The organism is Vibrio hepatarius, from assembly GCF_043642085.1.
GTDB lineage: Bacteria > Pseudomonadota > Gammaproteobacteria > Enterobacterales > Vibrionaceae > Vibrio > Vibrio hepatarius_C.
Map to the genome: position 1 here is coordinate 38,645 of NZ_JBHZSA010000008.1, position 23,566 is coordinate 62,210.

At 45.1% G+C, this 23,566-nt stretch carries 16 protein-coding genes; 9 read left to right on the top strand and 7 right to left on the bottom strand.

Annotation, left to right across the window (positions count from 1 at the left end; genetic code table 11):
* Positions 1-63: 63 nt before the first annotated feature.
* Complete coding sequence (gene rlmE, locus ACHUFZ_RS15435) at positions 64-693, bottom strand: 23S rRNA (uridine(2552)-2'-O)-methyltransferase RlmE (RefSeq protein WP_053441183.1); 630 nt, start codon at positions 691-693, stop codon at positions 64-66.
* Positions 694-806: 113 nt separating this feature from the next.
* Here rlmE and yhbY point away from each other — a divergent pair, with 113 nt between their 5' ends.
* Positions 807-1,103, top strand: coding sequence for a ribosome assembly RNA-binding protein YhbY (gene yhbY, locus ACHUFZ_RS15440; RefSeq protein WP_134836012.1), 297 nt, complete (start codon positions 807-809; stop codon positions 1,101-1,103).
* Between the two features lie 74 nt (positions 1,104-1,177).
* Here yhbY and greA read toward each other — a convergent pair whose 3' ends face one another.
* The gene (gene greA, locus ACHUFZ_RS15445) at positions 1,178-1,651 is read right to left on the bottom strand and encodes a transcription elongation factor GreA (protein ID WP_134836013.1); all 474 of its coding nucleotides are present in this window, start codon (positions 1,649-1,651) and stop codon (positions 1,178-1,180) included.
* A 534-nt stretch (positions 1,652-2,185) separates the two neighbouring features.
* Here greA and ACHUFZ_RS15450 point away from each other — a divergent pair.
* A complete protein-coding gene (locus ACHUFZ_RS15450; RefSeq protein ID WP_394127845.1) occupies positions 2,186-3,220 on the top strand; it encodes a porin in 1,035 nt (344 codons plus the stop codon).
* Between the two features lie 100 nt (positions 3,221-3,320).
* Complete coding sequence (gene dacB, locus ACHUFZ_RS15455; protein WP_394127846.1) at positions 3,321-4,757, top strand: serine-type D-Ala-D-Ala carboxypeptidase; 1,437 nt, start codon at positions 3,321-3,323, stop codon at positions 4,755-4,757.
* Here dacB and ACHUFZ_RS15460 read toward each other — a convergent pair.
* Positions 4,736-5,581, bottom strand: coding sequence for a magnesium transporter (locus ACHUFZ_RS15460; RefSeq protein ID WP_394127847.1), 846 nt, complete (start codon positions 5,579-5,581; stop codon positions 4,736-4,738). The genes dacB and ACHUFZ_RS15460 overlap by 22 nt on opposite strands.
* Positions 5,582-6,038: 457 nt before the next feature.
* Positions 6,039-7,226: a tyrosine--tRNA ligase gene (gene tyrS, locus ACHUFZ_RS15465; RefSeq protein WP_394127848.1), complete on the bottom strand. Its 1,188-nt coding sequence runs from the start codon at positions 7,224-7,226 to the stop codon at positions 6,039-6,041.
* A 129-nt stretch (positions 7,227-7,355) separates the two neighbouring features.
* Here tyrS and ACHUFZ_RS15470 point away from each other — a divergent pair, with 129 nt between their 5' ends.
* Complete coding sequence (locus ACHUFZ_RS15470) at positions 7,356-8,642, top strand: peptidoglycan DD-metalloendopeptidase family protein (RefSeq protein WP_394127849.1); 1,287 nt, start codon at positions 7,356-7,358, stop codon at positions 8,640-8,642.
* 59 nt (positions 8,643-8,701) lie between these two features.
* Here ACHUFZ_RS15470 and ACHUFZ_RS15475 read toward each other — a convergent pair whose 3' ends face one another.
* The 3 genes from ACHUFZ_RS15475 to erpA all read right to left on the bottom strand — a co-directional run bounded on the left by ACHUFZ_RS15475 (position 8,702) and on the right by erpA (position 13,505).
* Positions 8,702-11,818, bottom strand: coding sequence for an efflux RND transporter permease subunit (locus ACHUFZ_RS15475; RefSeq protein ID WP_394127850.1), 3,117 nt, complete (start codon positions 11,816-11,818; stop codon positions 8,702-8,704).
* 11 nt (positions 11,819-11,829) lie between these two features.
* Positions 11,830-12,912 (bottom strand): efflux RND transporter periplasmic adaptor subunit, encoded by a 1,083-nt coding sequence (locus ACHUFZ_RS15480; RefSeq protein ID WP_394127851.1) that lies wholly within the window; start codon positions 12,910-12,912, stop codon positions 11,830-11,832.
* Positions 12,913-13,163: 251 nt separating this feature from the next.
* Positions 13,164-13,505, bottom strand: a complete 342-nt coding sequence (erpA, locus tag ACHUFZ_RS15485; protein ID WP_004410128.1) for an iron-sulfur cluster insertion protein ErpA — start codon at positions 13,503-13,505, stop codon at positions 13,164-13,166.
* A gap of 252 nt (positions 13,506-13,757) precedes the next feature.
* Between erpA and hemL the strand changes: the two genes are divergently transcribed.
* The 5 genes from hemL (at position 13,758) to ACHUFZ_RS15510 (ending at position 23,438) form a co-directional block, all read left to right on the top strand.
* A complete protein-coding gene (gene hemL, locus ACHUFZ_RS15490; protein WP_394127852.1) occupies positions 13,758-15,050 on the top strand; it encodes a glutamate-1-semialdehyde 2,1-aminomutase in 1,293 nt (430 codons plus the stop codon).
* Between the two features lie 261 nt (positions 15,051-15,311).
* Positions 15,312-16,403: an AI-2E family transporter gene (locus tag ACHUFZ_RS15495; RefSeq protein WP_134836021.1), complete on the top strand. Its 1,092-nt coding sequence runs from the start codon at positions 15,312-15,314 to the stop codon at positions 16,401-16,403.
* Positions 16,404-16,483: 80 nt separating this feature from the next.
* Positions 16,484-17,506, top strand: a complete 1,023-nt coding sequence (gene rsmC, locus ACHUFZ_RS15500) for a 16S rRNA (guanine(1207)-N(2))-methyltransferase RsmC (protein ID WP_134836022.1) — start codon at positions 16,484-16,486, stop codon at positions 17,504-17,506.
* Positions 17,507-17,716: 210 nt separating this feature from the next.
* Positions 17,717-21,103, top strand: a complete 3,387-nt coding sequence (locus ACHUFZ_RS15505; RefSeq protein WP_394127853.1) for a response regulator — start codon at positions 17,717-17,719, stop codon at positions 21,101-21,103.
* 652 nt (positions 21,104-21,755) lie between these two features.
* A complete protein-coding gene (locus ACHUFZ_RS15510; protein WP_394127854.1) occupies positions 21,756-23,438 on the top strand; it encodes an ABC transporter substrate-binding protein in 1,683 nt (560 codons plus the stop codon).
* The last annotated feature ends 128 nt before the right edge of the window (positions 23,439-23,566 follow it).

The window sequence follows — 23,566 nt, forward strand, 5'->3', positions numbered from 1 at the left end:
TAGGGTACTACAGTTTATAACCTGTAGCTATAGTGTTAACTCGGCCATTAGAGGCCAAAATAGTTAACCTTTGTAACCAGTGGCTACAACAAAGACTTCTCGAGAGCGAGCTCGCGATGAGTCAGGTTTTCGGATTTTCACAGCTTTAAACATGTCACGAGCTTCTTTCACAAATTGATCGAAGCCTTCACCCTGGAAAACCTTTACAACAAAGCTACCATTAGGTGCTAGAACTTGTCGACACATATCTAAAGCCAATTCAACTAAATACATAGCGCGCGGCTGATCCACAGAGTTATTGCCTGCAATGTTTGGTGCCATATCCGACATTACCACGTCCACCATTGAAGGTTGGATACGCTCAAGTAATGCTTCAAGTACCGCTTCATCACGGAAATCACCTTGTAAAAAGCTTACGCCAGCGATTGGGTCCATTGGAAGTAGGTCACATGCAATGATCTGTCCTTCTTCACCTATTATCTTAGCAGCATATTGAGACCAACCGCCCGGAGCCGCACCAAGATCGACAACGGTCATACCCGGTTTTAGTAATTTATCCTTGGTTTGGATCTCTTCAATCTTGAAGTAAGCACGTGAACGATAGCCTTTTTTTCGCGCTTCGTTGGCGTACTTATCATCAAAATGCTCTTTCAACCAGCGACCAGAACTGGCCGAGTGTTTCTGTTTACTCATTGGTATCCTAATAGATAGAGGGAACAACTAACCCAATAAATTATAGTCTTCAGAGTTAGATGGCGTTAAAATGGTATTTTTCAACCCTTATATTAAAGAAAATTGGCCGCGTAATGAACCTAAGCACTAAACAAAAGCAGCATCTAAAAGGCCTAGCGCACAGTCTAAAACCTGTTGTGCTTATGGGCGCTAACGGACTAACTGAAGCTGTTCTAGCGGAAATCGAAATTGCTCTTAACCACCACGAGCTGATCAAAGTGAAAGTTGCGTCTGAAGACCGCGATACTAAAAACTTGATCATTGAAGCTATCGTGCGTGAAACTGGCGCAGAAAAAGTACAAGTAATTGGTAAAACTCTTGTGCTATTCCGCCAAGGCGAAGAGCGTAAAATCGAATTGCCACGTAAGTAATCTTACGTCAATCGGCAATAAAAAAGGTCGCTAATGCGACCTTTTTTGATATTTGTGCAATAGGCATTGCTAGCTTAGAGATACTCTACGCTGTCGATTTCAAAATCACGATCACCGCCCGGTGTAGAAATGACTACTTCGTCACCTTCCATCTTACCGATTAGACCACGTGCAATTGGCGAGCTTACCGAAATACGACCGGCTTTAATGTCCGCTTCGTCATCACCAACGATCTGGTAAGTTTTCTCTTCTTCAGTATCACAGTCAATTAGAGTCACTGTTGAACCAAAGATAACTTTACCTGAGTTGTCCATCTTAGTTACGTCAATCACTTGAGCCACAGACAGCTTGTATTCGATATCACGAATCTGCGCTTCACAGATACCCTGCTCTTCACGAGCAGCGTGGTATTCAGCGTTCTCTTTTAGATCGCCAAGTTCACGAGCTTCTGCAATTGCTTCAGAAATCTGTGGACGAAGCTTTAATAAACGGTCTAATTCTACACGTAGCTGCTGTTCGCCACGTAGTGTCATTGGGACTTTTTCCATTATGTACCTCTTTGCCAAAGCAATCTTTGGACAAAACAAAACTACCTAATCCGATGGACTAGGTAGTGTGTTAACTAACAATTTCTTCTAGTGTAAACAAACTTGGCAACTAAATCACCTTAAATCAACCCCAGCCCAAAAAGTGAGATCGGTGCCAAATTAACCAGCACTGTAAAAAACTTCAAAAAACTCTAACTCAAGCATCATTGAATAAAAAAAACTAAAACTATTTCTAAGTAAAATCCAATTAGGAAACATCAAAAATACCTATTAAACAATGAGTTGATGTTTTTTTACCACAAATAAAACACTGTTCATAATTGCCTTTTATATCGTTTTACTACCCCACAGCGGAACTTTAACGGTAAAACATTGCACAGCGATTGCTCATGCGTGTTTTTGGATGCTTCATAAATTTGACATAAGTCTCACATATGAACATTGATTCACGAGAGGAATAAGTAGAGGATAACCCCACGTGAGTTATCACTCGCAAAAACAACTATTTATGGACAGTAAATTAGGACTAATAAGATGAACAAAACTCTGATTGCTCTAGCAGTTTCAGCTGCAGCAGTGGCGACAGGCGCAGTAGCGGCTGACGGTAAACAAGCTGGCGGTATCGAAGGTACTTCAGTATACAGCTCAAACGGCAACTCTCTAGAGATCGGTGGTCGTGCTGAAGCTCGTCTATCTCTTAAAGATGGCAAAGCACAAGACAACACTCGTGTACGTCTAAACTTCCTAGGTAAGACTCAAATCACTGACGGCCTATACGGTGTTGGTTTCTACGAAGCTGAATACAACGCAAACGACAACACTGGCGGCGACGACATCGACCACCGTTACACATACGCTGGTATCGGCGGTGACTTCGGTGAAGTAACTTACGGTAAAAACGACGGTGCGCTAGGCGTTATCACTGACTTTACCGATATCATGTCTTACCACGGTAACTCTGCTGCAGACAAAATCGCTGTAGCTGACCGTACGGACAACATGATTTCTTACAAAGGCCAATTTGCTGACCTAGGTCTAAAAGCAAGCTACCGTTTTGCTGACCGTACAGAAAACAAAGTTGGCGACACTGTAGTTTCTTATGACGACAATAAAGCAGATGGCTATTCATTATCTGCAATCTACGCTCTAGGTGACACTGGCCTTAAACTAGGTGGTGGTTACGCTGACCAAGACGAGCAGAACGAATACATGCTTGCAGCATCTTACCGTATCAGCGATCTATACTTCGCTGGTGTATTTACAGACGGTGAAAAAGCAAAAGACAACGGCGACTACACTGGTTACGAATTCGCAACAGCGTACACGCTAGAGAAGACAGTATTCACAGCAACGTACAACAACGCTGAAACTGATGGCGAAACATCAGCAGACAACGTTGCAATCGATGCAACTTACTACTTCAAGCCTAACTTCCGTACTTACATCTCGTACAACTTCAACCTAATCAGTGCAGGCGATGCAATTGGTGAGATTGGCGCAGGTAACGGTACTGCTACTAAAGCACAAGCTGAAGACGAACTAGCAATCGGTCTACGTTACGACTTCTAATTTATGGCTTAATGTCATGAATCTAAGACGCCCGCTCTATAGCGGGCGTTTTTTTTACCCGTTATACTGAACTTCTCGACTCAATAGTGGCTCTTTAACTATGCGACACACCTTACAGCACCTCTCTCTCGCTCTCTTAGCGCTTTTACTCCCTACGTTAGCCGTAGCGTCTTCGTATTCTCCACTCAACGAATTGCCTCAAGGCAGTCGCGCTGCGCTTAAAGTTCAAGGGCTATCGAATAATCAAAGCTATGTCGCGACAGACAATCAGAGCCAGCTTTTTCCACCAGCAAGTACCCTAAAAATCGTCACGGCTCTAGCAGCTAAACTCGAACTTGGCGATGACTTCTATTATCAAACCAGTATCGATAAATCAGGCAAAGACGTCATTGTTCGCTTTAGTGGCGACCCAACCTTAACGACCAAAGATCTTAAGCAGCTCCTCACCACGATGCGAGATAGTGGCGTAAAAACAATTCAAGGGGATTTGTGGTTAGACAATAGCGCGTTTACTGGCTACGACCGTGCAGTCGGTTGGCCGTGGGATATCCTTGGCGTCTGCTATAGTGCGCCTGCAAGTGCCATTACTCTTGATGACAACTGCGTACAAGCTTCAATTTACACCCAAGACGATGGCAAAACCCGTGTTTACGTACCGGAGCATCAACCAATCTATGTAACGACACAGGCGGCCAGCGTCTCTAAAAGTGAGCAAGAGAGCCTGCAGTGCGATTTAGAACTCCTCACCTCTCCAAACAATCATTACCAATTGCAAGGGTGTCTGCAGCAACGTAGTAAGCCATTGCCACTGAAGTTTGCGGTGCAAGATCCTTCGCTGTACACCCAGCGCGTCGTTCATACACTGCTTTCTCAACTGAGTATTGAGCTCAAGGGTAGTATTAAAGTCGGTTCAGCCAATCAACAAGGTAAACAGTTAGCGACTCATAACTCAAAAATGCTACCTGAACTCCTTGAAGTGATGCTACGTAAATCTGATAACTTAATTGCCGATAACCTAACTAAAACCATTGGCGCTAAGTTCTATATCCAACCAGGCAGCTTTGGTAATGGTACTCAAGCGATCAAGCAGATCTTATTTGCTAATACAGGAATTGATATCGAGCATACGCCATTAGCTGACGGCTCTGGCTTATCACGCAATAACCGTTTTACCAGCCAAAATATGGCCGCAGTTTTACGCTATATCTGGCAACATGACGATGAATTAGACCTGATCGCCTTGATGCCAACTTCTGGCACAAATGGCACATTAAAATACCGTCGCAGCATGCGTAAAGCGCCAGTGAAAGGTGAGATCACTGCCAAAAGCGGCTCGCTATACGGCAGTTCAAATATGGCAGGATTTGGGTTAGATAAATCAGGCAAGCCGAGCACACTGTTTGTTCAGTTTGTTGCTGACTACCATCCTCCTAAAGTAAAGAGCGACAGTAAACCTACCGTCGCTCCAATTACTCAGTTTGAAACTCTGTTCTATCAAGATGTGGTTAACTTCAGTCAGGCAATGCCTAAGAAGTAATTCACTACCGAGAAATAGATCCACATACCAGAGATATCAACAATTGACGCTAATACTGGACTCACAAGAACCGCTGGGTCCAGTCTAAATGCTCTGGCTAAGATCGGCAGTAAGCCACCTAGCGTAGTCGACATGGTCACTTGAATAAACAGCGCTATCGCTATCGCCAATGCAATCAGGTTAAGGTCAAAACCACCGGTAGAACTGGCGTCACTGAATAGTAAAATTCGACCAACAATCACCAGCGATATGGCTAAGGCTAGACATAAAGCCACTCGGCTTTCTTTCCAAAATACCGCTAGCCATTGGCGTTTACGTAGCTCTCCTGTTGCCAGAGCACGAATAACTAACGTCGCCGCCTGAGTACCGGTATTTCCCCCTGCCGCTGCAATAACTGGCATGTATATCGCCAAAAGCACAAGTTGGCTTAAGGTATCTTCATACTGAGAAATAATAAGCCCAGAAACTATCCCTAATAGCGCTAACGCGATGATCCAGCCGATACGCTGCTTAACATGCGCCACTACCGTAGTATCAAGATAGCTACTTGCTGTCTCAACTTCAGAGTGGATAAAACCAAGCTGGTGAGCATAATGCCTTGCTAGCTTGTCATGTCCTTCCACTTCTAACGCTGAAATCAATTGTTGCACGTAACCAATAGAACAGTGATGAAGTATGGCTACCGCTTCTTCAACAGGCATTACCGTTAATAGATGAACCTGTTGAGTTTGCTCATAACGCAGAAATGCATTGCGAGCGGCCCCGATCTCTTCATTGGAAAAGTGAGGTGTATTTTCAATGTAAGTATTGCTCATTACCGTCATGGCGAATCTCCCGATTGGCAATAGGTAACGACCATCAAACACCAGCTAGCCATCAAATATGGCGGTGTAGACGAAGTCAGACACGACTAACTACGATCACTAAACGGTTCAGTGAGGCTAGCTGAGTATTTAAGTACTAGTTTTCATGGAGAAAAATGAGAGGAATCAGAGAAAAGCGGACTGCTCTACCACATAGGTAGAGGCAAATATGACAATACCGATGAGGTTTATTTTTCTCCCTTGATACTAGGAGGATGGTCGATATTGTTCATAAAAGTCTCCGAATAAACTGCTGTAATAGCAGCGCGGGCATAGTAACAAAATCCAAACAGAAAATCAGTCACTTTAGGCAAAAAAAGCACAACATTTGAGCGGGTTATAGGTCAGATAGAAAATATAAAAAAAGCGCCTAACTAGGCGCTTTTATGGACGGTCAGCTGAATGACTTTATCGTCGATTACTTGATAGTAATACGAGCAAACTTACGCTTACCAACTTGGAATACGTATGTGCCTGCTTCTGGTGCAAATTTAGAATCAGCTACCTTCTCACCTTCAATCTTCGCTGCGCCCTGCTTAACCATACGCATCGCTTCTGAAGTAGACGCACATAGACCCGCTTCTTTAAGAAGATTGCTTACAGGAAGACCTGCATCAAACTCAAACTCTGGCATTTCGTCAGGGATTTGGTTCTTAGCGAAACGGTTAACGAACTCTTGCTCTGCAGCGTCAGCATCGGCTTCGCTGTGGAAACGCGCAATGATCTCTTTTGCTAGTGCAACTTTCACATCACGTGGGTTTTTACCCGCTTCAACGCCAGCTTTAAGATCTGCGATCTCTTCCAGAGGACGGAAAGAAAGCAGCTCGTAGTAGCTCCACATAAGATCGTCTGAGATAGACATGATCTTACCGAACATTTCACTCGGCGCTTCGCTCACACCAATGTAGTTGTGCGCTGACTTAGACATCTTCTTCTCGCCATCAAGGCCAACAAGAAGTGGCATTGTCAGAACAACCTGAGGTTTTTGGCCGTGTGCTTTTTGCAGCTCACGACCCATCAGTAGGTTGAACTTTTGGTCAGTACCACCTAGCTCAACGTCTGTTTCCATTGCTACTGAGTCATAACCTTGTAGGAGTGGATACATAAACTCATGGATAGCAATTGGCTGGCCACCTGTGTAGCGCTTTTTAAAGTCATCACGCTCAAGCATACGAGCAACAGTCTGGTTAGCAGCTAGGCGAATCATACCTTCAGCACCAAGTTCAGATAGCCACTCAGAGTTAAATTGAATCTTGGTCTTTGCTGGATCAAGAATCTTGAACACCTGCTCTTTATACGTTTCAGCGTTACGCAGAACGTCTTCACGAGTCAGTGGTGGACGAGTCGTGTTCTTACCAGTTGGGTCACCAACCATGCCCGTGAAGTCACCGATTAGGAACGTCACATCATGACCTAGTTCTTGAAACGCACGCAGCTTGTTCAAAATAACTGTATGACCTAGGTGGATATCAGGAGCAGTTGGATCGGCACCCAATTTGATGCGAAGAGGACGACCCTCTTTCAATTTAGCAATCAGTTCTTCTTCTGGAATTAATTCGTCAACACCGCGCTTAATCTCGGCTAGTGCAGCTTCAATGCTCGCCATTCTTGTTCACTCCCACAGATTTGGCAAAAATTTGTTAGTTTGCCATCTTACTTGAATAGCGATGCTTTTTGAAACCAGTTAGACTAAACAGCTTAGCTTTTTTATTGAATTTTTTAGAACGGACATAAGATGTTGTCGCTTTTCGCTCGACTTCCATGGATTCACCGAGCTCTCATCGCTTTTTTTAGCGCCATTATTGTTGTCGCGCTGTTTCTTCCTGCACCGAAAGATCTTCGTGACGAGGAAAGCAATTATCAAATCGGCAAGGCTTACCCGATCAAAATTGATCAAGGGGTATTCGTCGAGCAATCCTCGGTACCAACACTTGCTGTACTGCGCTGGGAAAAACACACCATAGGCTCGGGCGATAGCATGGCTTTGCTATTTCAACGTGCTGGTCTATCTTCTCGCCTACTGTATGAATTGACTTCGACCAACAAAGATATTGAGCGTCAGTTAACGCGAGTAAGACCTGGAGACTCTTTTCAATTTGGTTTTGATGCAGACAATCAACTGATTCAGATTAAGCGTCAACTTAGCCCGTACGAAGCATTCTTAGTGACTAAGTCTGATAATGGCTACACCTCCACCATCGATAAAAAAGATGTCCACTTTCAATACAACTACGCTGAAGCAAAAATCACGTCCAACTTCTGGAATGCGGGTATTAATGCAGGTTTAACAGCCAATCAGATTATGGAACTGGCGGGAATTTTTGGCTGGGATATCGACTTCGCACTCGATATTCGTAATGGCGATAACTTTAGAATCCTCTACCAAGAAAAAGTGGTCGAAGGTGAAGTGGTAGGCCGAGGTAAAATCATTGCTGCGATCTTTACCAACCAAGGCGATACCTTTACTGCCATCCGTGATGATAAGAGCGGAAATTACTATGATGAAAACGGCCGCGCGATGAAGAAAGCCTTCTTACGCTCACCGCTTGATTTTCGTCGTGTAACGTCCAACTTCAATCCAACTCGCCGCCACCCAGTAACGGGCAAAGTCCGAGCACACCGCGGCACCGATTACGCTGCGCCTGTGGGGACACCGATTTGGGCTGCAGGTGACGGGATTGTCCAGAAGTCTAGCTACAACCAGTTCAATGGTAACTACGTATTTATCAAACACAGCAATACGTACATTACCAAGTACCTTCACTTAACCAAACGTACCGTGAAAACAGGCCAACGCGTTAAACAGGGCCAAACCATTGGTACTCTGGGCGGAACAGGTCGCGTGACAGGCCCTCACCTTCATTATGAGTTCCTCGTTAATGGGGTACATAAAAATGCCAGAACGGTTAAGTTACCTCAGTCTAAGTCTTTAACTGGCAAAACAAAGGCCACCTTTATTGCTAATGCGAAGATAAGATTGGATAAACTGGAACGATATGGTGAACTGCTTGCGACACCATAGAGCACAAATAAAAAGACCCGCCTACTAGTGCGGGTCTTGTTCTATTTGAGTCTCTTCGGCTAATCAGCGTCTATCACTGTATTGGCCTGCTCTTCAACCTTGTGCTGCTTACCCAGCATCAGCAGGCACGGCGTCAGAACTAAGGTCAGAACCGTAGCAAACGCCAATCCACCCGCAACCGCAGTCGCTAATTGCGACCACCACTGAGTACTCGGCGCACCAAACTCAATCTTCTGGTTAATCAAGTCGATGTTCATCTCTAGCACCATAGGCAACAGCCCTAAAATCGTCGTCACTGTAGTCAATAATACGGGGCGCAGACGCTGTACACCGGTACGTAATATGGCTTCTCGTTTATCCAGTCCACGTTTTAACAACTGATTATAGGTATCAATTAAAACGATGTTGTTGTTTACCACTATGCCCGCTAAGGCAATCACACCGATACCCGACATAATGATGCCAAACGGCTTTTGGAATACCAGCAAACCAACAAATACCCCAACGGTTGAAAACAGCACTGCACTTAGAATTAAGAACGCCTGATAGAAGCTATTAAATTGAGTGATCAATATCAGCGCCATCACGACAAGCGCGACCATAAACGCATTTTGCAAGAAGGCAGAAGAGTTCTCTTGCTCCTCGTTCTGTCCGCGGATCTTAAACTCAACCCCTGAAGGTAAGTCTAGCTGGGCGACCGCTTCAGTTATCTTGGGCAACTCAAGCGCTAGGTTATAGCCCTCTTTCATGTCAGCCATTATGTTGATCACGCGATGGCCATCAATACGGCGGATGGTGTCTTGCTTATGTTCAGGAACAATATTGGCAAAGTTAGTGATCGGCACCAGTCCGGCGGGCGTTTTTACCCGCAACTGATCGAATCGACCAATATCGCGTTTATCTTCTGGGTAACGCACTAGAATATCGACTTCCTCAGTGGCATCATCCGGCAGGTAGTCACCAATTTTCAGGCCATTAGTCACAAACTGTACCGTATTGCCGACCAATGTTGCATCGGCTGCAAAACGAGAGGCATCATCACGGCGAATATCAATCTGCCAGTCGATACCTTCTTTACTGGAGGTGTCACTGATATTAGTAAACGCCGGATGGTTATCCGCCCACTGCCTGACTAACTTAGCTGCGTTATCTAATTCACCTGGGATGCGAGCCGACATTTCGATCACTAGGTCGTGAGCTACTGGAGGACCTGCGTCTGGGAACTTATATTCAATCTCAACCCCAGCATAATGATCGGTTTGCTGTTTCAACTCTTCAATGATGGTTTTCACTTTACGTCGATACTGCCAATCAACCGGCGTAATCTGAATCTGACCGATTTCATCATCGCCACCGGTACGTGTATAGACACTTTCAAACTCATCATGGCCCAGCATTACCGCTTCAATATCACGCATAATCACGTCTTTCTCATCAAGAGATAAGTCACCATACGAACGAACTTTGACAGTAAAGAATGGCGGATCAACTTCAGGGAAGAATTCCGCACCCAGCCCCGCTTTGGCATAGGTAAAGCCCACCGCAATAGCGAGCAAAATAGCACTAAAGAGGATTTTTAGCGGATGCTTGATAGCAATATCTAAGGTATGGAAATAGAGTTTGGTCAGCCCTGTCGCTTTTGAAAAATCGCCATCGTGTAACGCGACCATTTTCTCGCGCTGCTCTTTGGTCACATGCTGAGGTCGGCCAATCAAACTGCCCAACACAGGCACTAATAATAATGCCATGGCTAGCGAAGCACTGAGCGTTGCGATCAAGGTTAACGGTAAGTACTTCATAAACTCGCCAGTGACATCAGGCCAGAATAGTAGCGGAGCGAACGCAGCTAATGTGGTTGCTGTTGATGCGGTAATCGGCCAAGCCATACGCTTAGCGGCATCTCGGTATGCTTCTCGTCTCGACGTACCCTCTTGCATGCGCCTGTCAGCAAACTCAGTGACAACAATCGCCCCATCCACCAGCATACCCACTGCCATGATCAATGAGAAAAGCACCACGATATTGACCGTTAGGCCGAACACCGAAAGCACCAATAAACCCGTTAGGAAAGAGCCTGGGATCGAAACCCCAACCAGAAATGCGGTTCTGACGCCTAAGACAGCAATGATGACAATCACTACTAAAATGATCGCTGACAAGATGTTGTTTTGTAGATCATTAAGCATCACTTTGACATCTTTCGACTGATCCCAAGTGTACTTAACCAATAAGTTGTTCGGCCATTCAGGTCGCTTCTGCGCTTCTTCCAATACCAACTTAATCAAGTCAACGGTTTCGATGATGTTCTCGCCCGCACGCTTTTTCACGTCCATAACGATAGCTGACTTACCATCCAATCGCGCATAGCTTTCTGAGTCGCGGAACGCTCGTCTAACCGTCGCGACATCGCCAAAAGTAATCACTTGCTTACCGTCGACTTTAACTGGCAAATCCAATACGTCTTTCAAAGAGTCAAATACCGATGGTACTTTAACCGAGAAACGCCCATAGCCAGTATCAACAAAGCCTGCGGCAACCACGCGGTTATTCAGTGCAATTAGGTTGTAGATATCCGCTTGATCAAGACCGTAGCTTTCCATCAGCAGCGGGTCGACGATGATCTCAACAATATCTTCTCGATCACCAGCAATATCGACTTCTAGGATCTGACGATAGCTTTCCAGTTTGTCTCTTAGCTGACGAGAAATTTGGACAATGGTTCTTTCCGGTACGGTGCCATAAAGCACCACGGACAGCGCAGGCTCTTCCGAAGCCAATGTCACTTCATTTACCGTCGGTTCATCACTGTCACTAGGCAGCTTAGGTTTGGCTAAGTCGACCGCTTCACGGACATCCGCCATCGCTTTATTCAAGTCAACACCAACACTGAACTCGAGCATCACCGAAGCGTGACCTTCCGAAGCAGTCGAGGTCATCTCTTTCACCCCTTCAATCGCTCTTAGCTCTTGCTCGATAGGTCGAACTAACAATCGCTCAGCATCGTTAGGGGAAATGCCTTGGTGTCCAACCGACACATAAATAATCGGGATGGTGATATCCGGACTCGACTCTTTAGGAATAGTGATATAAGTGCCGATACCTGCCAGCAAAATGAATATCAGTAATACCATCATGGTACGGGTACGTGACATCGCGGCATCAATCAATGCAAACATAATTGTGCCTCCTAGTTTTGCTGTTCTACGGCAATGACTTGGTCGCCATCACGCACAAAACCTTGTCCAGTAGTGACAATCTTAACTCGTTCACCAAGCCCAGTGAGCCAAACCCCATCTTGCTCGGCCTTCACCAATTGGATAGGTACAAACTCGATATGCTCTTTGACTAGTGTTTTGACGCCCAAATTCCCGGCGGCATCAAGCGCTAACATTGCCGGGGTTATCTTAATCGCCAACTGATCTTGCAGGTTTAATGTCACTTCGGCGCTGATACCGGCTGGAATTTTTTGCTCAGGATTGGCCATTTCGATTTCAATTGGAAAGGTATTAGTCGAAGCCGATGATACACGCGAAATGTAGCGCACGGTTCCTGTCGCTTCCTGGCCACTGATAAAGCGAACTTTCGCTTGTTGATCCGCGACTAGGTCTTGAATATGACGCTCACTGACATCCGCTTCAATAATGATTTTTTCTAGATCAATCAGAGTCGCGACCGGATCGCCAATCCCAACAAAATCACCTTTCTCGATAAACAAATGATCTACCACGCCGCTAAAAGGAGCAGTAACGGATGTATTTCTTAATGCTATCTTGGCATTACTGACACTTGCCTTTGCTTCGACTAATCCGGCTTGGGCATTGGTAAACGCCACTTCACCTTGTAAGCCTTTGCTTTTTAGTGATTGGGCCGCTTTATACTCTTTCTCTTTTACTTTTAGCATCGCTTGAGCACGCTGAAGTTGAATATCGAGATCGCCTTTATCAATCAGAGCAATTACCTGACCTTGTTTAACACTGTCCCCTTTTCTCACTTTAAGCTGAATAATCTTGCCAGCAATTTCAGCCCCTAACTTAGCTTGTTTGTTAGGCGCCGTGCGGCCATAAAGATCTATCGACTTATGCGTCGATTGAGCTGTAAAGGTGGTAAAAGCCACTTTAGCCAGTGGAATCTGTTCCGTTTCCTTCTGCGGAGCGGTGTCTTCAGCGTTGAGCATACCAACACCAAGCCACAGCGTCAGAACTGTGACCAGAATCAGAGAGATCAAATAGGGGCGTACTGCGAAAAAACGCAGTGGAGAGAAACTAGCCATAACTGTCCTTAGTGTTGCTACTTAGTATTTAGATACGCGTCAAATGCGGTTAAAACATCATCTTTTATGTATTGCAGCTCAGAACTAAACGAGAACTATTAATCAGGATATAAATTAACCAGTGAAAAATAAAATACAGTTGGACAGTAATTTAGGGCAGGTCTCAGTTTCTGGAATGATCACGGAGTTGAGATAAGGAATATTAGATAAAACAAAGGCTGCGAAAGCAGCCTTAGGGAAGTTATTAGTGATTAAACACTGAATGATGCACCACAACCACAGGTTGTTGTCGCATTCGGGTTGTTAACAAAGAAGCGCGCGCCTTCTAGACCTTCAGTGTAGTCCACTTGGCCACCCACTAGATATTGCAAACTCATAGGGTCAACAACTAATGTCACACCGCTATTTACGATTGTTGTGTCACCTTCATTGACGCTCTCGTCAAAAGTGAAACCGTATTGGAAACCGCTACAGCCACCACCCGTGATGTAAACACGCAGTTTTAGATTCGGATTTTCTTCTTCAGCAATCAGCGCCCCAACTCGGTTAGCGGCTGCGTCTGAAAATGTTAGTGGGATATTTACTTCGCTCACGATGACCTCTCTCAGTCGTCTATACCCAGACCGCTCTCACCATCTGGAGTTTTATATTCTAATATTAGGCTGATTATCTAATACCTGAGTGAAGCGTTCAAGTATTCACCACTTTTGAAGCTATTTTTTACGCAAAAACTGGCCTATTTGCTGCCAAAGTACTCAGAATGTGGCGCAAAGCGTTTTATTGAATTGGATTGGGCAGGTACAATGCGAGCCAAATTGGTCCGAGCAATCAAAAGAGGATATCCCATGACCAAATCAGCAGATCTATTTCAAAAAGCACAACAAACCATTCCTGGTGGCGTGAATTCTCCAGTACGTGCTTTTAATGGCGTTGGCGGCGCACCGATTTTCGTTGAGCGTGCAGATGGCCCATTGATTTTTGATGCTGATGGCAAGGCGTACATTGACTACGTTGGTTCTTGGGGTCCTATGATTCTAGGTCACAACCATGCCGTGATCCGTGAAGCAGTTATTGATGCAGCGCAGCGCGGCCTTAGCTTTGGCGCTCCTACTGAGATGGAAATCGCTATGGCTGAGCTTGTGTCAGAGCTCGTACCTTCAATGGAGCAAATCCGTATGGTGAGCTCAGGTACAGAAGCGACGATGAGTGCGATTCGCCTAGCTCGTGGTTACACTGGCCGCGATAAAATCATGAAATTTGAAGGCTGTTACCACGGTCACGCAGATAGCCTATTGGTTAAAGCAGGTTCTGGCGCGCTAACACTAGGCCAACCAAGCTCTCCAGGTGTGCCTGCAGACTTTGCAAAGCATACCCTAACCGCAACATTTAACGATCTTGACTCAGTGCGCGAGCTGTTCGCTGCAAACAAAGGTGAAATCGCTTGTATCATTGTTGAGCCAGTTGCGGGCAACATGAACTGTATCCCACCCGTTGAAGGCTTCCACGAAGGTCTGCGTCAAATCTGTGATGAAGAAGGTGCACTGCTAATCTTTGATGAAGTTATGACTGGCTTCCGCGTTGCTCTTGGTGGCGCTCAAGGTTACTACAACATCAAGCCAGACCTAACGACACTAGGTAAAGTGATTGGTGGCGGCATGCCAGTAGGCGCATTTGGTGGCCGTAAAGAAGTGATGCAATACATCGCTCCAACAGGTCCAGTTTACCAAGCAGGTACACTTTCAGGTAACCCTGTAGCCATGGCTGCGGGCTTCGCATGTCTTAACCTACTAAAAGAAGAAGGCAACGAGAAACGCCTAGCTTCTAAGACTAAACAACTGGCAGATGGCTTTAAATCACTGGCAGAGAGTCACGGTATCCCATTGGTTGTTAACCAAGTAGGCGGTATGTTTGGTTTCTTCTTCACAGAGCAAGAGAGCATCACTCGCTACGAAGACGTCACTAAGTGTGATATCGAACGCTTTAAGCGCTTCTTCCACCTAATGCTTAAGCACGGTGTTTACCTAGCGCCTTCAGCATTTGAAGCAAGCTTTACTTCACTAGCACATGGCAGTAAAGAAATTGAAGCAACGCTAGAAGCAGCAGACCGCTGTTTTGCTATCCTTGCTCAAGAAGCTTAATTAGCTCCTTACTTATAAAAAAAGCTGCCTAGTGCAGCTTTTTTTATTGCCAGTTAAGTACTACCAACACAACCAATGCAGCAATTAGCAGACTAAACCAAGGGAGGTTACGTCTCTTTGCCTTAGCTTCACTTGCGCACTTCTCATTGTTACAACAGCCCATAAAATAAATGCCTCATGATAACTTTTTGATTTTGAATTGAAGACTGGAAATTTTGCAGCCATTATACTGGTATAAAATCGCATCATTGGACAACTATTGTGTCAGATAAGGTCAAAATAACTTCCAGCCATTGGGTATTGATTGTTGCACTACTTGCTGCAGGCTTTGCTTGCTTCTTACTTGTAGAGCCTTACATCAACTCAATTGTTATGGCATTCATCATCTCTTTACTGATGTTCCCTATTCATGAGTGGCTAGAGAAACGTCTGCCTAATCATCACAACATCACCTCATTGCTGTCGTGCATTGTGCTGACCTTTATCGTCGTTGTGCCACTGTTGTTTGTATTCGCTGCAATAGTGCAGCAAGGCTCCAACTTTTCTCAGAATGTCTATCAATGGGTGACAAACGGCGGTATCCAAGCAATTTTCGAACATCCATGGGTGGTCAAAGGCTTGTCTCTGGTCAATACCTACTTACCTTTCGATACCATCGAACCACAAGAAGTCGCACAAAAAGTGGCGCAATTTGCCACATCATTTGGTAGTAACCTTGTCGGCATCAGTGCAAAAATCTTAGGTGATGCAACAAGCTTCCTGATGGATTTCTTCTTGATGTTGTTTGTGCTGTTCTTCTTGCTGCGTGACCACGATAAGATCATCAGTGCCATGCGTCACATTTTGCCTCTTTCTCGCAGCCAAGAAGACAAACTGTTGGATGAAATTGAGCAAGTTTCAAAGTCAGCGGTGATGGGCTCATTCCTCACCGCCATTGCACAAGGTGTTGCCGGTGGTTTAGGTATGTGGCTTGCTGGCTTCCCAGGATTATTCTGGGGAACCATGATGGGCTTTGCTTCCTTTATTCCTGTCGTCGGTACCGCGCTAATTTGGATTCCTGCAGCGATCTACCTATACGTTACTGGGGATACCACTTGGGCTATCTTCTTAACCGTTTGGAGTGTTGCGATTGTAGGCTCTATCGATAACCTATTACGCCCACTACTGATGCAGGGCAGCGGTAATGCAGGCATGAGCACTCTGATGATCTTCTTCTCGCTCCTAGGTGGTCTACACTTATTCGGCTTGATCGGCTTAATTTACGGCCCACTGATCTTCGCCATCACTATGGTGCTGTTTAATATCTATGAAGAAGAGTTTCAGGGCTTCCTAGATCAGCAAGATCGTAGCTAGTCAGTCAACACGATTTACCACTACACGCGGAGGGAGGATTATGCGAGAATCCTCCCTCACTTTTTTACACCGAGTTCATTATGTCTGCTTACATCGCTCCTAGCCAAATTGCTCAGCGACAACTTGCTTACTTTGAAGGTAAACACGTCCTAGTTGCTGGAGAAGCCGAAGATCTTTTCCCTGTTGAACTAGCGAATCATTGCCACTCAGTCACTGTGTTTACCACTAACTATGGTTATTACAGACAGCTTGAGTCGCAACCTAACATCAAAAGTGTGTTTGGTGCAGAGTTTGATCAAGATACACAAGCAGATATGGTGTTGCTCTATTGGCCAAAAGCGAAGGCTGAAGCTGAGTACTTACTTGCCATGCTTATGAGCAAGCTTGGGGAAGATACTGAAATCGTTGTTGTGGGTGAAAACCGCTCAGGTATTAAGAGCATTGAAAAGATGTTCAAGCCTTACGGCCCAATCACTAAATACGACTCTGCGCGACGCTGTTCATTTTACTGGGGCCAGTGTACACAAGCACCACAACGTTTTGAGCTCAATCAATGGTTCAAGAGTTACCAAGTCAGCTACAAAGAGACCTCTTTGACAATCAAAAGCTTACCGGGTGTGTTTAGTCATGGCGAATTCGATATTGGCAGTAAACTGCTGCTAGACACCCTACCTGCTCTTTCAGGCAAAGTGCTCGATTTTGGCTGTGGTGCTGGGGTGATTGGCAGTGTTATGGCGATACTCAACCCAAAGATCGAACTGGAGATGTGCGATATTAGTGCGCTAGCCGTTGAGTCAAGCAAAGCAACGTTAGCGGCCAATGGCTTAAGCGGTAAAGTGTTTGCGTCAGATGTCTATTCAAATACTAGCAATGACTATCACTTCATTATCAGCAACCCTCCATTCCACGCAGGGTTAGACACCAGCTACAGTGCCACTGAGACCTTACTTGCCAAAGCGCCAAGCTATCAGGCTAAATCAGGTCAGCTGTTTATTGTTGCTAATAGCTTTCTAAAATACCCACCAATTATTGAAAAGGCATTCGGTAATTGCGAGACGCTAAATAAGACCAACAAATTCGCTATCTATCAGGCGAAAAAGTAACACAGCCGCCCAATCATCGCCTTTGATTGGGCAAACCTTCAGCGCAATTCGCTAAAATTGCGCTTATCTGCACGCTTTCCTTGCAACTTACTTGTCAAAGTAAAAAAACTCGTTAATTTTGTCATCTTAGGAAAATAACGTTTTCAACTCGCTTGTTGATGTGCACTTTGACGCGACAAGCTGAATTCTCACGGAAAGTCTAATTAGATCATGTTTAAGCTGTATCGAAAGCAAAAATTTAAGCGTCTGCAAAACACCTTAATGCTCGCGTTTCTCGTCTTGAGCATTACCCCTCTTACTGTTATCGCCATTTTCTTCTTACAATCTCATACCAAAGATCTGCAAGAACAGAGCACGTCACATCTAGTCTCTGTCCGAGATAGCAAGCAGCAGCAAGTGATTGACTACCTATACGCCAAAGAGTCAGAAGTGATGGGCTTTGTCCGCTCAGAGTTGGCTTACGCGAGTGGTGGACGCTTCTACGGTTTAGTCAACGCCTTTCAAAGTCTCGGTGTCGATATCGAACAAGCACGTCAATATGCTCAAAAGCGCTATATTGTAGGCTCAGGTGATCAGATCAAAACGTCAATATTGCCGCAATCAAACAACTACAATGGCACCGAGCGATACCGACTGTTGCATAAACGTTACCACTGGGCGTACCAGGAACTACTAAAGCGTTCTGATTTTGACGATATTCTCTTGGTCGATAGAGAGGGTAACGTTACCTACTCTATTTATAAGTACGATAACTACGGCACCAACTTACTGACCGGAAAGTACAAAGACGCTAACTTAGGTAAAACCTTCGCTAAGCTAAACAGCTTAGTGACCGAAAAGCGTAAAACCAACGAAGATTTTACCCCAGTTGTCCTTTCTGATTTCTCTCAAGAGCAAGGTAAATCAGTGGCTTGGTTCGGTGCGCCTATCATCCAACAAGGCTATTTACACAGCTACGCGTTATTCCGCTTACCGAACAACGGCATTACCAAGTTAATCGCTGACACCAACAACATTGCCTCAATGAAAACTCTGCTAGTCGGCAGTGATCACCAATCTCGTACGCTTGCTTATCAACAAGAAGACATTGATAAGAGCCGCCAAGTGGTCGATCTCGCCCTATCAGGACTGACAAATGTTGGTACCTATTCAAATACGGAAAACGAAGCGATCATCGCTGCGTACAGTCCAATTTCACTGAAAGGCATTGATTGGGCCATTGTTGTTGAAGTACCTGAAAGCGTCGCTTTTGCTCGGGTTCACCAACTTGAAACACTGTTTATCTTCGCCATGCTGACCGCTATTTTGCTGGTAGTCATGGCCTCTCATTACCTGTCTAACTTTATTACTTCACCACTGCTTAAATTGACTTGGGCTGCGGAGAAAGTCTCGGCGGGAGATCTTGATGCGGATATGACCAATACTCAGCGTAAAGATGAGATCGGCCGATTGGCGGTCAGTTTTGAGCGTATGCAGCGCTCTATTCGTGAAAAGATCTTGCTCATCAAGCAGCAAAACGAAGAGCTGGAAAGCAACCTTAAACTTATTCAAAAGCAAAATGATGAGTTACAACTGGCCAACAAGCTGAAAGATGAGTTCTTAGCGACCACCTCTCACGAGTTACGTACCCCTTTGCACGGTATGGTGGGTATCGCCGAAGCTTTGGCCTCTGGCGCAAATGGACCAATTACTTCAGAGCATAAATATCAGCTCGATATCATTATCAGCAGCGGACAGCGACTTGCAACCTTGGTTGATGACCTGCTTGATTACCACAAGATGCGCTATGGCAACTTAGACATTGAGACCAGTGCGGTTGATCTTGCTGGTTCAACCCGCCTTGTACTTGAGCTCTCTTCACACTTATTGGGCAATAAACCGATTCGCATCATTAACCAAGTGCCGAATGAGCCGGTTTGGGTTAGCGCAGATCCTCAGCGCCTAGAACAGGTGCTGTATAACCTAGTTGGCAATGCGATCAAGTATACCAGTGAAGGTAAGATCGTTATTTCAGCAAATGTGGTTGATGACAATATTCGTGTACAAGTGGTCGATACTGGTCAAGGTATCCCAGCCGACCAGCTTGAGCATATCTTTGAACCGCTAATTCAGGCAGGCAGTGACTCTAGCCGTTACCGCCAAGGTGCGGGCCTAGGTCTATCCATTAGTCGTCAGTTGATTGAGCTGATGAACGGCTCGTTGTATGTCAGCAGCCAACCGATGGTAGGAACAACCTTTAGCTTTACCCTACCAATCGCGTCACTTGAACAAATTGAAGTCGCCAACCAGTACGAAGCGCCGCACTTTAAAGCGCCAGAAACTGGCAATATTGAGTTAGCAGAGCCTGTGAGTCTTCCTGAAAACCCTGATGGCCCATTGCTACTCGTTGTGGATGATGAACCAGTTAACTTAAGAGTGTTAGACAGTTTCTTACGCCTTGAAGGCTATCGCGTTCGTACCGCAAAAGATGGTCATGAAGCACTTGCAGCAGTCGAAAAAGAGAAACCAGAGCTGTTACTGCTCGATATTATGATGCCAGGTATGAGCGGCTACCAAGTTTGTGAATCACTGCGTGAAACCTACGATCATGCTGCGCTCCCTATCATCATGCTGACAGCATTAAATCAAACCGATGATAGAGTTCGAGGTTTTAGCGTCGGTGCCAATGACTATTTGTCGAAGCCATTTAATAAGCAAGAGTTGGCGGCACGTATCGTTGCACACTTAACGGCAAGCAAAGCAGAGCAACGTCGATTAGAAAACCAAGCGCTACAATTGGAGCTAAAACAACGTGCGATGGTAGAAGCAAGTCTGTTAGAGACACAGGGGCGCCTACTTGAGCAGCTTGAAACCGCGCCTGAAGCGATTGTCTGTGTCCGTGATGACAACAAGATTCGCTTTGCTAATGAAGCAGCTTCGCGACTTTTCAAACGTTCAACGGAGCAACTGAAACGCTCTAATGCTGACGAATTGATTGCGCCTAAGTTCCTAAATGTCGTGCAGGAACATTACTGTGGCATTATTGATATCTACGTAGAAGATGTTAGACAACACCTCTCTGCCGATATTCTAAAACTGCCAGAAGGTGCAGGTTTGAAGTCAATGTACATCTTTAATGTTGGCGGCAGTATTAATGCATCTCGCATCAATAATTTAGAGACAGCGATTGAGGCGCTTTCTAGCTTTGCCTTTGAAGGCGACAAAGCTAAGCTGCAAGAGCTAAAAGAGCTAGGTGGCGAATTTACCCGCCTTGCAGACCGCGTTGCTAGTGATAGCAAGTCTAAGCAAGATATCATGCGCGAAGTGTTGGTTGATGCAATGACAAGTGCGATTTCATATTGGGAGTCCGTCACAGGGCAAACCAAGTTCGCTTTCGCCGAGCAGAGCGGGTTATGGCGTGTCTACCTTGACCGCAGTACCTTACAGACTCGTACACTGGATAAGTACCTACGTCCAGAGACCTTACCAAAAACACCTCGCTGGAGAACGGTATTAAGCTCACTGGATTACATCTTAGAGCACTGTAATGAGCAGAGCCCTGAACGTAGCCATATCGAAGCGCTACGCGATAAGCTGCAGCATTTACTCACCAGCTAAGAAAACCTCAATAATAAACAAAGCCTGCTATACGCAGGCTTTTTTATTGGCTAAAAATCGATGGTATAGCCTTCACTTGTAGTTAATACGCTGCGTAAAACAACACTATTTCACGTCAATGTATCGCTGCATAAAAGCGCTCACTGAGCATCTAAAATTGCCTAAAACCTCGCTCATTGGATAAAAAGAGTTCATATTGCGAAGGCAATCACAACAAGACGGCAGTTTTTATTTAGGCACGTAAATTAACACTAACCAACACCAGTGACCAAGATCTCAAGATTATCCACAGCACCAAAAATCCATACAAATAAAAACACAACAAGTAAGTGACCACTTACATTCAAAGTTCAAGGTAGGATGTTATGCGACTCAGTTCAAAGTGCAAATTGCGAACAAAAAAACAGCAAACGCAAACTTTTCAACGGAATTGACGATGACGAGTGAGGTTTTAACGGTTTTAACGGGAATAGCAATTGCGAAAATTAACGTTAAGGTGTTTTCTTACTGTGCCTAAGGCCTACAGGCCACTCTCGAACCTCGACCTCCTCCGGAAGATGTTCAGACAGAGAGGTAGGCCTTAGTGAGTGTTTATCAATTGATGACATTCCATCCATATAAGTGAAATGAAAGCAAATAGTAAGGAACAGCTATGCTTGCCAACATTAAAAAAACAGCACTAGCAACAGCAATTATTGCAACAGCAGCAACCGGATTCACATCTGTTGCAGCAGCCGCTGAGCGCAGTGAACTAACGATCCACCCTAAAGAGTTTACAACTTTTGTACGTAACTTTAACCCGTACCTAGGTGCTACTAACCTACACACTACAACTGACTTCTTATACGAGCCACTAGTAGTATTCAACGAAATGCAAGGTAACACTCCTGTATTCCGTCTAGCAGAGAACTACACAATTGCTGACGATCTAATGAGTGTTGTATTTGACTTACGTAAAGGTGTTAAGTGGTCTGACGGTGAAACATTCAACGCAGACGACGTAATTTTCTCTTTCAACCTAGTTAAAGAGAAGCCAGAGCTAGATCAAAGCGGCATCAACTCTTGGGTTTCTAGCGTTGAGAAATTGAACGACTACCAAGTTAAGTTCAACATCAAAGAAGCTAACTCAAACGCTCCTTACGAAATCGTGAAAGTGCCTGTAGTACCACAGCACGTATGGAGCAAGATTAAAGATCCTTCAACATTCACTAACGAAAACCCTGTAGGTTCTGGTCCATTTACTGAAATCGCAACGTTTACTCCACAGCTTTACATTCAGTGTGAAAACCCTAACTACTGGGATGCAGACAACCTAGACGTTGACTGTCTACGTGTTCCACAAATTGCGAACAACGACCAATTCCTTGGTAAAGTTGTAAACGGCGAAATGGACTGGACTTCATCATTCATTCCAGATATCGACCGTACTTACGCGGCTGCAAGTCCTAACCACCAATACTGGTACCCGCCAGCAGGTACACAGGCATTCGTAGTTAACTTCAAGCACCCTGATGCTGCGAAGAACGAAGCGCTAACTAACGTAGACTTCCGTCGCGCGTTCTCTATGGCTCTTGACCGTCAAACTATCATTGATATCGCATTCTACGGTGGCGGTACGGTAAATGACTTCGCATCTGGCCTAGGTTACGCGTTTAAGACTTGGTCTGATGAGGGAACTCATAAGAAATACCAAGGCTACAACACATACAACGTAGAAGGTGCTAAAGAGCTACTTAAGAAAGCAGGCTTTAAAGACGTAAACAAAGATGGTTTCGTTGACACTCCATCTGGTAAGTCTTTCGAGCTTCTAATTCAATCTCCTAACGGTTGGACAGACTTTAACAACACTGTTCAGCTAGCAGTTGAGCAATTAGCAGAAATTGGTATCAAAGCGAAAGCTCGTACTCCAGATTTCTCTGTGTACAACCAAGCTATGCTTGAAGCAACGTACGACGTAGCTTACACCAACTACTTCCACGGTGCGGATCCACACCTATACTGGAACAGTGCTTACAACTCAGAGCTACAGTCTGGTGACGGTATGCCTCGCTTTGCAATGCACTACTACAAGAACGACAAGCTAGATGGTCTTCTAAACAGCTTCTACAAAACAGCTGATAAGAACGAACAGCTAGACATCGCTCATGGTATCCAAAAAATCATCGCTGCAGACCAAGTAACGATTCCTGTTCTATCTGGTGCTTACATGTTCCAATACAACACAACTCGCTTTACTGGTTGGTGGAACGAAGAAAATCCAAAAGGCCGTCCAAACATTTGGGCTGGTATCCCAGAGCGTCTACTACACGTACTGGACCTAAAACCAGTTAAATAAGTAGTTGTTCTATCTTGTGGCGCACTTCCTGTGCGCCACTCAATCCCCCACTCTATGAGTTATTTACAATATGGCGCCTGTCGTCAGGGGATTATTCGCTCTAAATTTGAGTTTTCGCTAGGAGCGAC